General features: G+C 55.1%; 10 protein-coding genes. 2 read left to right on the plus strand and 8 right to left on the minus strand.

Annotated features, from left to right (window positions below; all coding sequences use genetic code 11):
- Window positions 1-72 precede the first annotated feature (72 nt).
- Entirely contained in the window at window positions 73-1,521 is a 1,449-nt protein-coding gene (locus QMZ30_RS21800) for an AMP nucleosidase (RefSeq protein ID WP_283228929.1), read from the plus strand.
- Between the two features lie 52 nt (window positions 1,522-1,573).
- On the opposite strand, the gene QMZ30_RS21805 is transcribed toward QMZ30_RS21800, so the two are convergent.
- Together QMZ30_RS21805 and QMZ30_RS21810 are read right to left on the minus strand one after the other, a co-directional pair.
- Window positions 1,574-1,969 (minus strand): hypothetical protein, encoded by a 396-nt coding sequence (locus QMZ30_RS21805; RefSeq protein WP_283228930.1) that lies wholly within the window; start codon window positions 1,967-1,969, stop codon window positions 1,574-1,576.
- A 255-nt stretch (window positions 1,970-2,224) separates the two neighbouring features.
- Window positions 2,225-3,523 (minus strand): NCS2 family permease, encoded by a 1,299-nt coding sequence (locus QMZ30_RS21810; protein ID WP_231568864.1) that lies wholly within the window; start codon window positions 3,521-3,523, stop codon window positions 2,225-2,227.
- A gap of 417 nt (window positions 3,524-3,940) precedes the next feature.
- Between QMZ30_RS21810 and QMZ30_RS21815 the strand changes: the two genes are divergently transcribed.
- Window positions 3,941-4,687 (plus strand): response regulator, encoded by a 747-nt coding sequence (locus tag QMZ30_RS21815; protein ID WP_283228931.1) that lies wholly within the window; start codon window positions 3,941-3,943, stop codon window positions 4,685-4,687.
- On the opposite strand, the gene QMZ30_RS21820 is transcribed toward QMZ30_RS21815, so the two are convergent.
- From QMZ30_RS21820 to QMZ30_RS21845, 6 genes are all read right to left on the minus strand, one after another.
- The gene (locus QMZ30_RS21820) at window positions 4,624-5,676 is read right to left on the minus strand and encodes a carbohydrate kinase family protein (protein WP_283228932.1); all 1,053 of its coding nucleotides are present in this window, start codon (window positions 5,674-5,676) and stop codon (window positions 4,624-4,626) included. The genes QMZ30_RS21815 and QMZ30_RS21820 overlap by 64 nt on opposite strands.
- Before the next feature lies 1 nt (window position 5,677).
- Complete coding sequence (locus QMZ30_RS21825) at window positions 5,678-6,538, minus strand: ketose 1,6-bisphosphate aldolase (RefSeq protein WP_283228933.1); 861 nt, start codon at window positions 6,536-6,538, stop codon at window positions 5,678-5,680.
- Between the two features lie 11 nt (window positions 6,539-6,549).
- Window positions 6,550-7,233, minus strand: coding sequence for a D-lyxose/D-mannose isomerase (locus tag QMZ30_RS21830; protein WP_283228934.1), 684 nt, complete (start codon window positions 7,231-7,233; stop codon window positions 6,550-6,552).
- A gap of 66 nt (window positions 7,234-7,299) precedes the next feature.
- The gene (locus tag QMZ30_RS21835) at window positions 7,300-8,238 is read right to left on the minus strand and encodes an ABC transporter substrate-binding protein (protein ID WP_039332143.1); all 939 of its coding nucleotides are present in this window, start codon (window positions 8,236-8,238) and stop codon (window positions 7,300-7,302) included.
- Between the two features lie 203 nt (window positions 8,239-8,441).
- Window positions 8,442-9,425: an ABC transporter permease subunit gene (locus QMZ30_RS21840; RefSeq protein ID WP_058973461.1), complete on the minus strand. Its 984-nt coding sequence runs from the start codon at window positions 9,423-9,425 to the stop codon at window positions 8,442-8,444.
- Between the two features lie 10 nt (window positions 9,426-9,435).
- Window positions 9,436-10,941, minus strand: coding sequence for a sugar ABC transporter ATP-binding protein (locus tag QMZ30_RS21845; protein WP_283228935.1), 1,506 nt, complete (start codon window positions 10,939-10,941; stop codon window positions 9,436-9,438).
- Window positions 10,942-11,059: the final 118 nt, after the last annotated feature.

The raw sequence follows: 11,059 nt of genomic DNA on the forward strand, positions 1-11,059 counted from the left end.
TCTTCATCGTGCTGCTGTGTTTATCCGCTATGCTCTGGTCAAATCGGTCCATGTTTCCCTGAAGGAGAACCTATGAATACACAACGGAACGGATTGAGTAGCCAGCAGGCACTGGATGAGCTGGAACGCCTGTATGAGAGCGCTGTAGAGGCACTGCGCAACGCGATTCGTGATTTCACTGCCCAGGGTACGCTGCCGGATGAAGCCGAGCGTCAAAATGGTCTGTTTGTTTATCCCGAATTGCGCATCACCTGGCAGGGTGAAGGCCCACAGCAGAATCGCACGCGCGCCTGGGGCCGTTTTACCCATACCGGCAGTTACAGCACCACCATCACCCGCCCTGCACTGTTACGCCATTATTTAAGCGAGCAGTTACAGATGCTGGAGAAAGAGTACGATGTGTTGATTGAGGTGAGCCCATCGCAACAGGAAATCCCTTATCCCTACGTGATTGATGGCCTCACGCTGGACCGTTCAATGAGCGCCAGCATTGCGCGATATTTCCCCACCACTGAACTGTCACAAATCGGCGATGAAACCGCGGATGGCCTGTTCCATGCCAATGCTATTTTCCCGCTGTCGCACTTTGATGCGCTGCGCACCGATTTTTCCCTCGCGCGCCTGCGTCATTACACCGGTACAGCGGTAGAACATTTCCAGCCGTTTGTGCTGTTTACCAACTACACCCGCTATGTCGATGAATTCGTGCGTTGGGCCATCGAACAGGTTCAGGATCCCAATACGCCTTATGACAGTCTGGCGTGCGCCGGGGATGTGGTCATCACCGCAGACACCAAAGACCCTACCGCCATGATGTCCGACCTGGCATGGAAGAAGCACCAGATGCCCGCCTGGCACCTCACTTCACCCAACCGCCGCGGCATCACGCTAGTGAATATCGGGGTGGGACCGTCCAATGCCAAAACCATTTGCGATCACCTCGCCGTGATTCGTCCGCACGCCTGGTTGATGATTGGTCACTGTGGCGGGCTACGTGAAAGCCAGACCATTGGTGACTACGTACTGGCTCACGCTTATCTGCGTGACGATCACGTGCTGGATAGTGTACTGCCGCCGGACATTCCGATCCCAAGCATTGCTGAAGTGCAACGCGCTTTATATGACGCCACGAAAGCAGTGAGCGGTATGCCGGGGGAAGAGGTCAAACAGCGTCTGCGTACCGGAACCGTCGTCACAACTGATGACCGTAACTGGGAGTTGCGTTATTCCGCTTCTGCGCTGCGCTTTAACCTGAGCCGCGCCGTGGCGGTAGACATGGAGAGCGCGACAATTGCCGCACAGGGCTATCGCTTCCGTGTGCCTTACGGTACCTTGCTGTGCGTTTCGGATAAGCCACTGCACGGCGAAATTAAACTGCCAGGGCAGGCGAATCGTTTCTATGAAGGGGCGATTTCAGAGCATCTGCAAATCGGCATTTGCGCGGTTGAGCTGCTGCGTGCTGAAGGCGATAAGCTGCATTCCAGGAAGTTGCGCACCTTTAATGAGCCACCGTTCAGGTAAATATGTTCATTCCGGCCTGCTAGCAGGTCGGAATGACTTTCCGGTTCAACACTCATATTTCCATCACAGCCGTTTTCACAAACCACGCCACAACAGCCAGGATGGCCGGGATCATAATCGACCACGTTAAACGGTCATTCAGCTTTTCAAATTTGGCTTCTAGCCTTTCAAATTTACGCTCTATGCGTCTCTCCAGCTGGCCCATTTCGCCCATGAGTTCATTACGCATTTGCCCCTGCTCGGTTCTCAAACATTCAATGTCTGATTTCGTCGCAAAATGCTCGGATCGTGCCGTGAGCAGAGCAACATCAAACTGGATTTTTTGCGTGTTTTTTTCCAGATGTTCAACCCGTTTCGTTAACGTTTCCATGGGATGTTCTCCTTGATTGTGCATACCCAAAAGAAGCGGAGGAGATAAACGAGGCATGTTGTCAATGGGGTTATCCATCACCAAATCCTTTACTGTATTCGTTCAATCTTCCCACTATCACCTTAGTGAAACAGATTCGAACTGATTAAACATTCCACGAACCCGCCATTGGGATAAAAAAGTCAGGCAGTGAATGACGACGCGAGAAGTTAAACCAGGTCGACACATCCGTGAAGCGTGCATCAATGAGGATTGCGAGACATCGCACAGGAATTAACTACGGAGATGTAACAGATGACACGGAAGCCCGAGCGGGCTTCCGTAAACCAGAACTTAAGCGCTCAGCCAGCCCAGTTTGATCACGAACAGAATGGAGAGAATCACTAACGCGGCGTTGAGTTCCTTAGTACGGCCACTCAGCAGCTTAACCACGGTCCAGGTAATGAAACCGAAGGCGATGCCGTTAGCAATCGAGTAGGTCAGCGGCATGGTCAATGCCGTTACCGTCACCGGTGCAGCCGTGGTGATGTCTTTCCAGTCAATTTCAGCCAACCCAGAAGCCATCAGTACTGCCACGAACAGCAGTGCAGGTGCGGTGGCGTAAACCGGAACGCTACCCGCTAACGGCGAGAAGAACAGGCTCAGCAGGAACAGCACCGCGACCACGATGGCGGTCAAACCGGTACGTCCACCGGCACTGACACCCGCCGCAGATTCGACGTAACTGGTGGTGGTTGAGGTCCCCAACAGAGAACCAAACAAGGCAGCCGCACTATCCGCAATCAGTGCACGGCCCATTTTTGGCACGTTGCCCTGCTCATCAGCCAGGCCTGCGCGCTTAGTCACGCCCAACAGTGTACCGGTGTTATCAAATACATCCACAAACAGGAAGGCGAAGATGACGCTCACCAGACCCACATTGAAGGCACCGGAGATATCCAGTTGCATAAAGGTCGGCGCAATCGAAGGCGGTGCAGAGAACACCCCACCAAATGGCGTCAGACCAATACCCATGGAAATAAAGGTCACCACCAGGATGCCGATCAACACTGCACCGGTAACGCGGCGTGCTTCTAATGCCACAATGATGAAGAAGCCTAACAGCGCCAGCAGCGGACCCGGTTTCGTCAGATCGCCCAGACCCACTAAGGTCGCTGGGTTATCCACCACGATGCCCGCGCCTTCCAACGCGATCAACGCGAGGAACAGACCAATACCAGCAGCAATGCCCGCACGCAGCGGCAGCGGAATACTGGCAATAATCCACTCACGGATTTTGAAAATCGACAGTGCAAAGAAAATCACCGCCGAGAGGAACACCGCACCCAGTGCAATCTGCCAGGTGTAACCCATATGCAGCACCACGGTGTAGGTGAAGAAGGCGTTAAGCCCCATGCCGGGTGCCAGAGCGATCGGATAGTTAGCGATCAACCCCATCAACACGCAACCAATGGCCGCTGCCAGACAGGTCGCCACAAACACCGCACCTTTATCCATGCCGGTTGCACCTAGGATGCTCGGGTTAACAAACAGGATGTAGGCCATTGCCAGGAAGGTGGTAATACCGGCAATAATTTCCGTACGCACGGTGGTGTTGTGCGCTTTTAATTTGAAGAGTTTTTCTAACATCATCATCTCTCATGAGCGGAGACGGCACGGATGCACGTTCTCTCTTGCCAATGTGGTTAAGCTAGTGATTATTTTTTTGATGAAAGCGATTTAAGCCGGACGTAAGGCAAGAACGCCTTCCGCTTTCCCCTGTCCATATAGCAATAGCTATGCCATCACTGTACGCAATCGTTTACGTACGCGAATGTATTTAAGCTTAAGATAATTCTGAACCAGAACGAGGCGCGATTATGGTGCATTGCACTATCACTGCGCAATCGTTTTCCCTGAGCGCCATGCGCACGGCAAAAAATATTGCGGCAACGCACGCTTTCACACTCTGCCAGGCGATGGCGCTCACGTTTCTGCAGCCTGAATCGGCAGCCTAAAAACATCGGGTTACACTGCTTTTTAACCCTTCCGCAACAAAGAGACAGCGCAATGAAGCCCGCGATTTTGGTCGTTGATGATGATCGTGCCGTGTGTGAATTGCTGCACGATGTATTAAGTGAACACGTGTTTACCGTCTACAGCTGCCACCAAGGCAAAGATGCGCTGGCGCTGGTTAGCCTGCATCCTGAGATCGCTCTGGTGATGCTGGATATGATGCTACCCGATACCAATGGCCTGCTGGTGCTACAACAGATGCAAAGACAGCGTCCAGACCTGCTGGTCATCATGTTGACCGGTATGGGTTCAGAAGCGGATATGGTGGTAGGCCTGGAAATGGGAGCCGATGATTATATCGCGAAACCCTTTAACCCTCGGGTGGTGGTGGCACGCGCCAGAGCCGCGTTACGCCGCTGCGGCCGTCTGACTCAACCTGAGATGCAATATGACGAGGGGTGGCAGTTCAATGGCTGGCGCCTGGATGATGCCCGTTGCCAGTTGTTTAATCCACAACGGGAGAGTGTGCCGCTGACTCAAGGGGAATTTACCTTACTGCGCGCTTTAGTGGGCCACGCCCGCAAAGTGTTAACCCGCGATCAACTGCTGGAACTGACCCACAGCGAAAGCCTGGAAGTCTTTGATCGCACTATTGACGTACTGATTATGCGGTTGAGACGAAAAATCGAAACCAATCCACATCAGCCCAGCCTGATCCGCACCATTCGCGGTCTGGGTTACGTTTTTTCTGCGGATGTGATGCGCCCCGCTTCGGCATCACGAGAAACACAAATAGCCTGATCCATCCAGCGCTGCATCTCGGCCAATGGCCGCGTGCCGTCCAGCGCATTCGCTGCATGCAGATTAAAACAGGCACAGGTGTGTGCCAGCTTCAGCGTATCTAACATCGTCCAGTTCTCGTGACTGGCATACAACACGCCCGCACAGAAGGCATCGCCCGCGCCGACGCTGCCAACAATCTCCTCAGGCGTCAGGCACCACGCGGGCTGCCAAATCCCCTCTTCTGTACCTTCTTGCCCCCACGCTCCCTCTGGCGCATGGATCACCACCCGCTGACGCACCCCTTGTGCAATGAGCCATGCTGCCGCTTGCGCAAAGGCTTCTGGTGCTGCCAGCCCTTGTTCGTTGCGTAACGTGATGCCCGTCAACGCTTGGGCCTCAAGCTCGTTAATCACCAGATAATCCAGCCAGCGCAGCGCAGGGACAACCAATGGGCGATATTCTCCCGCTCGCGAGACCAAATCCAGCGAGGTTAGATAACCGCGTTGCTGCATCTGTGCCAGCAAACGTGCACTGCGTGTGGCGTATTCATCGTCGGGTTGATCCAGACTATCCAGCAACAGTAGATAACCCAGATGGAAAATACGATGCGGTGTCGCGACCTCAGCAAAATGCGGCAGATCCAGCTGTGCATTGGCGCCACGCGCATGGAAGAAGGTGCGCTGCCCATCTGGCGTGGTCATCACCTGGGTCATGGCGGTGGTGACACTGCAGGTGCGCTGGACAAAACGGCGATCTATCTGATGGTCGTCCAACAGCTGCACAATGTAATCGCCGTCGTTATCTTCCCCGACCATCCCTACCCCCGCCAGTGGCACATTCACCTGCATGCGCGCCAGCGTGAACAACACATTGAGCGCGGCCCCACCGCTGCATTTTTCGCTGTGGGTAATCTCCGCCAGCCAGCCCTGCTCCGGCCAGTGAGTAATACGCTGCACATGGTCTACCAGCATGCTGCCTGCGCCCAAAATGCCCTTGCGTTGTGCCATCTCAGGCCCTCCCGGCACTGCCAAATACCTGCATTTGCTGCGCCACCACGTTGGCGATGTCGTGCTCTACCGCCATCAGCAGTTCGGCGAAAGAATCGTATCGTGCATCACGCTGGCTAATCTGTGTTTCAATCGCGCCCAACGCCGCCTGAGACATCCCGGTATAAAAATTGATTTTGTGAATACCAAGACTGATAGCATGACGGAAATCCGCATCACTGATCCCTGAACCGCCATGCAGCACCAACGGAATCCGGGCTGCCGTGCGGATCGCCGCAAGCCGTTCGAAATCGAGCTTGGGTTCACCTTTATATTTCCCATGCGCGTTGCCGATGGCCACCGCCAGACAGTCAATGCCGGTTGATTCAACAAACTCTGCCGCGCGCGCAGGGTCGGTAAATTTGTTGCTGTCAGCTTCGCCAAACAGTGCTCCTCCCTCGTCGCCGCCCACAGCCCCAAGTTCCGCCTCCACGGACACGCCAATGGCATGACACATTTTCACCACCTCGCGTGTCTGACGCACATTCTCGTCGTAACTGAGAGTAGAACCATCGAACATCACCGAGGTAAAGCCGAGGCGGATCGCCTGCATTACCGCGTCAAAATGCAAACCATGATCAAGGTTGAGCACCACCGGAATATCGTGCAGCGCTGCCTCAGTGCGAATGGCCGCGATAAGATGTTCGAGGCTGACATATTTAAAGTGCACCTCAGCAATGTTGATAATGAATGGCGAACGTTGTTGCTCTGCTGCCTGAAACAGGGCGCGCAGGAAATGGGTATCCAGCACATTAAATGCGCCCAGTGCGTATTGATGCTGCTGCGCGTGGGCAAGCCCCTGCGCCAGTGAAATCAGTGCCATGGTGCGCTCCTTTATGCCAGCCAGCGGTGATATTCGTTACAGAGCAGCCAGCGCGGTTCTTCATCCTCATCAATCGGGTTGAAGCGCGCTAACGGCGTGAGAAATACGTTGTCATGTTCGTCGTCGTTGGGCATCGACACTTCGCCGACCAGCACATCGCCATAGCCCTCTTCACCCCAAAAGCTGTGCCAAATGCCAGGCATCAGGGTGACACTTTCCCCGGGCGATAAGCGCAGTTGCGAACCCGCGGCATGCGTCTGGCGGATGCCATCCAGCGTCACGTTCACCGGCGTGTCGCCAAGCTGTGTGCCCTCACGGTTATGCAGTGTGACAATCAAATTGCCACCACCACGATTAATGATGTCTTCCATTTTTTGCGGGTGGTAATGCATGGGCGTGACTTGCCCTTCGCGGACATGCATGATTTTTTCCGCATAGGGTTTACCCCACGGCTGCCCACCGCGTGAGCCATTACGCAAGGTAAACAGGGTCAGGCCCGTCTGGCTGAAATCATCTTCGCCGAAACTGGTGACGTCCCAGCCGAGGTGCAGAGCCAGCAACTCTTGCGCACGGCTTTGCTCCAGTGCACGCCACTGGCTGAGGCCATAATCAGCCCAGGGCGGCAGGTGAACATCTTGCCGCATGAAGAATTCGCGGGTCAGTTGAAGAATGGCGTTAACTTCTGATCGCTGCATGGGTCCCTCTCCACAGGTAGGGGCGAGACGTGGCTCGCCCATCCAGTACAGATCTCGGTGAACCGGTTATTTCACCGTCCAGCCTTTGTAGCTGCCAACAGTATTACGATCGATCATGGTGACCGGGATCAGCACCGGTTTGTCCGGTGCCGGTTTGCCTTGCAGGATGTCGTAACCAATCTCCACCGCTTTCGCCGCCATCACCTGTGGATCTTGCGCCGGCGTGGCCACAAACAGCGAACCTTTGCGTTTCAGGGCTTCTTCACCATCTGGCGATCCATCAACGCCCACAATAAAGAATTCACTACGCTGTGCCTGTTTCGCGGCCAGGTCCGCACCGATCGCCGTCGGGTCGTTAATCGCAAACACCGCATCGATTTTCGGATTAGCAGACAGCAGACCGGTCATCACTTCCAATCCACCATCGCGACTGCCTTTGGCGTTCTGGTTGTAGGAGAGCAGTTTGATATCCGGATGGGTTTTCAGCTCGGTCATGCAGCCTTCGACGCGGTTTTGCACTGCCGATACCGGTGGCCCGTTGATGATCACCACGTTGCCTTTATTTTTCAGGCGATCGGAGATGTATTTACACGCCATAGCACCTGCCTGGGTGTTATCGGAGGTAATGGTGGCGTTGGCACCATCGGCGGCCACGTCCACCGCCACCACCACAATACCCGCGTCACGCGCACGCTTAACGGCAGGGGCGATGCCTTTTGAATCGGCGGCGTTGAGGATGATCATGTCCACTTTAGCCGCAATGAAGTTATCAATCTGCGCCACCTGCTGACCAAGATCGTAGCCGCTCGACACCAACGTCACGTTGACCTTGTCGCCTGCCAGCTCCCGCGCCTTCAGCTCCGCACCCTTGGTGATTTGCACGAAGAACGGGTTGGCAAGGTCACCCACGGTCACACCAATGGATTTCAACTCTTTGGCCTGCACCAGTGGCGCACTCAACAGCGTCGCCGCCAGCAGTCCGGTAATAATCGGATTAAAACGCATAGTCGATGTTCTCCTGCTTTTATGATTATGTTGGCGATCAGTCAGAGCGCCGTGAGGTGACAACCTGTTTTCTTAAGCTGAAATCGCGGGCGTTATTGTCGCAGCCAGTTTGCCGACGGCCAGCGCACAGCAACCGGAGCGTACTGAAGTACGTGAGGATTGCGCGCACTGCCCGGTGGCAAAAGGGCAAGTAAAATAGCCCGTTAATTCAAATGATGACGTGTGCGGTATTTATCGATGAGTACCGCGATAATGATCACCGCGCCTTTAATCACCAACTGCCAGAAATACGACACGCCCATTAACGTCATACCGTTATTCAGCGTGGCGATAATCAGCGCACCAATTAGCGTGCCGGTGATGGTGCCGATGCCGCCCACAAAACTGGTGCCGCCCAAAATGACCGCCGCGATGGCATCCAGTTCATAACCCATACCGAGGTTGCCGTTGGCACTGTAGAGGCGCGAGGCGCTCATCAAGCCCCCCAACCCTGACAACATGCCGCTCATCGCATAGACAAACACCAGCACCAGACCCACTTTGATCCCGGTAAGACGCGCCGCCTGCACGTTGCCCCCCACCGCATAGATGTGCACGCCCAGCGTAGTGCGGCGCAAAATGAACCAGCACAGCGCAATCACCGCGAAGGCGATGATGATCAGCCAGGGAATCGAGCCGAGATAGCCATTACCTATCCACTCAAAATTGATGTCGGAGTTAATCACCGTGGTGCCATTCGCCAGCAGATAGGCCGCTCCACGCAGTGCGGTGTAGGTTCCCAGCGTGACAATGAACGGCGGTAATCCCGCCCACGCCACCAGGATGCCGTTGAACAATCCCATGATCAGACCAGCACCGAGCGCTGCCGGAATAGTCAGACCGGCAAAGGCGGGATCAAGTGACACCACCATCGCCACCACCGCCGTGGTGCCCAACATCGACCCCACAGAAAGGTCGATGCCACCGGTCAGGATCACAAAGGTCATTCCCGCCGCCAGCACGATGTTGATCGAGGCCTGGCGGGTAATGTTCAATAAGTTGGCTTCGGTAAAGAAGTTAGGCGTGACGAAGCCAAACACCGCCACGATGATGATTAAAATCGGCAGGATACCTACCGTTTGCAGCAGATCGCTCATTAATGCCCGCTTGAGCGTTGGGCTTTTTGCGCGTGCGGTTTCACTGGTCATGTCGGTCTCCTCAGGCCTGAACCGGCTGTGCGCCGGTGGCCAGTGTCATTATGTTTTCCTGGCTGATTTCTGCGCCGCTCAGCTCACCGGCAATGCTGCCTTCGCGCATCACATACACGCGATCGCTCATGCCCACTACTTCAGGCAATTCGCTGGAGATCATCAAAATCGCTACGCCCTGCTGCGCCATCTGATTCATCATGCGGTAAATTTCGCTCTTGGCACCGACGTCCACCCCGCGCGTCGGTTCATCCAGCAGCAGGATGCGGGGCGCAATCGCCACCCAGCGTGAAATCAGTAACTTCTGCTGATTGCCACCCGACAAGCCGCCCGCACGCACCTGCGCATGGGTCACGCGAATATTCAGCGATTCAATGGCTTCGCTGGCAATCTTCTGGCCTTTACGGCGGTTGAGCAGTCCGTAGCTGGCATCACGCTCCAGCGTGGCCATCACAATGTTTTCCTGTGCCGCCAACTCAAGGAATAGCCCCTGCTCTTTCCGGTTCTCAGTGAGGAAACCAATGCCGCGCGCGATGGCATCACGCGGAGAATGAATCGTAACCTTTTCCCCATCAATCCAGATTTCGCCGCCTTTGGGTTGGTGCACACCAAAAATCAGTTGCGCCAGCTCGCTGCGCCCCGCGCCCACCAAACCGGCCAGTCCAACAATCTCACCCGCGCGCACCGCCAGGCTGCTGGGATGCACTTTGCGGTTATCCGTCAGGTGATTAACGGCGAGACGAATTTCGCCAAAGGTTATGGTGCGGTCTTTATTAAAGAGATCGCTGAGTGGACGGCCGACCATCATGCGCACCAACTCACTGGCATTCAGCTGATCGCGTGTCAAACTGCCAACATATTGCCCATCACGCAGCACGCTGACGCGGTCTGAAAGCTCATACACTTCTGCCATGCGGTGGCTGATATAGATGATCGCCATGCCTTCACTGCGCAGGCGCTTAATCAAAGCGAACAGCTGTTCGGTTTCGCGATTGGAGAGTGCTGCGGTGGGTTCATCCATCACCAGAATGCGGCTGTTGCGGTGCAGCGCGCGGGCGATTTCCACCTGTTGCTGCTCGGCAATGCTGAGCGTGCTGACCAGATCGGTGGCGCTAAACTGAGCACCCAGACGATTAATGACAAGCTGTGCCTCTTCCGCCATCTGTCGACGTTTGACCAGCCCCCCTCGAGTGATCTCACTGCCAAGAAAGATATTCTCTGCCACCGTCAGGTTGGGTGCCAGATTGATCTCCTGATAAATCAGGGTGATCCCCGCTGCCAGTGCCTCTTTCGGGCCTTTAATGGCATAGGGCTTACCGTCGATAAGAATTTCCCCGCTGCTGGCGGTATAGGCACCGGCCAGAATTTTCATCAGCGTACTTTTTCCGGCACCGTTTTCGCCCATAAGCGCGTGCACCTCGCCGGGCCATACGGTCAGATCCACGCCTTTGAGCGCGTAGAAGCTGCCAAAGCGTCGGGTAATTTCGCGCATTTCTAATATCGGTGTCGCCGTCATCGCCAGGCTCCCGCTGCCAGTTGTTGTCGGCGAGTGTGGCAACGCCAGATAAATGGAAAATGTCAGCGGCCATTCATATTTGTCATATTGCGCCTGGATGGCGCTTCTATACTCGCCG

Origin of the sequence: Pantoea sp. EA-12 (assembly GCF_030053355.1) — a bacterium.
GTDB lineage: Bacteria > Pseudomonadota > Gammaproteobacteria > Enterobacterales > Enterobacteriaceae > Pantoea > Pantoea vagans_C.

Coding starts and splice junctions, on each gene's coding strand:
- QMZ30_RS21800 (WP_283228929.1), top strand. CDS start 73: ATGAATACACAACGGAACGGATTGAGTAGCCAGCAGGCACTGGATGAG.
- QMZ30_RS21805 (WP_283228930.1), bottom strand. CDS start 1,969: ATGGATAACCCCATTGACAACATGCCTCGTTTATCTCCTCCGCTTCTT.
- QMZ30_RS21810 (WP_231568864.1), bottom strand. CDS start 3,523: ATGATGTTAGAAAAACTCTTCAAATTAAAAGCGCACAACACCACCGTG.
- QMZ30_RS21815 (WP_283228931.1), top strand. CDS start 3,941: ATGAAGCCCGCGATTTTGGTCGTTGATGATGATCGTGCCGTGTGTGAA.
- QMZ30_RS21820 (WP_283228932.1), bottom strand. CDS start 5,676: ATGGCACAACGCAAGGGCATTTTGGGCGCAGGCAGCATGCTGGTAGAC.
- QMZ30_RS21825 (WP_283228933.1), bottom strand. CDS start 6,538: ATGGCACTGATTTCACTGGCGCAGGGGCTTGCCCACGCGCAGCAGCAT.
- QMZ30_RS21830 (WP_283228934.1), bottom strand. CDS start 7,233: ATGCAGCGATCAGAAGTTAACGCCATTCTTCAACTGACCCGCGAATTC.
- QMZ30_RS21835 (WP_039332143.1), bottom strand. CDS start 8,238: ATGCGTTTTAATCCGATTATTACCGGACTGCTGGCGGCGACGCTGTTG.
- QMZ30_RS21840 (WP_058973461.1), bottom strand. CDS start 9,425: ATGACCAGTGAAACCGCACGCGCAAAAAGCCCAACGCTCAAGCGGGCA.
- QMZ30_RS21845 (WP_283228935.1), bottom strand. CDS start 10,941: ATGACGGCGACACCGATATTAGAAATGCGCGAAATTACCCGACGCTTT.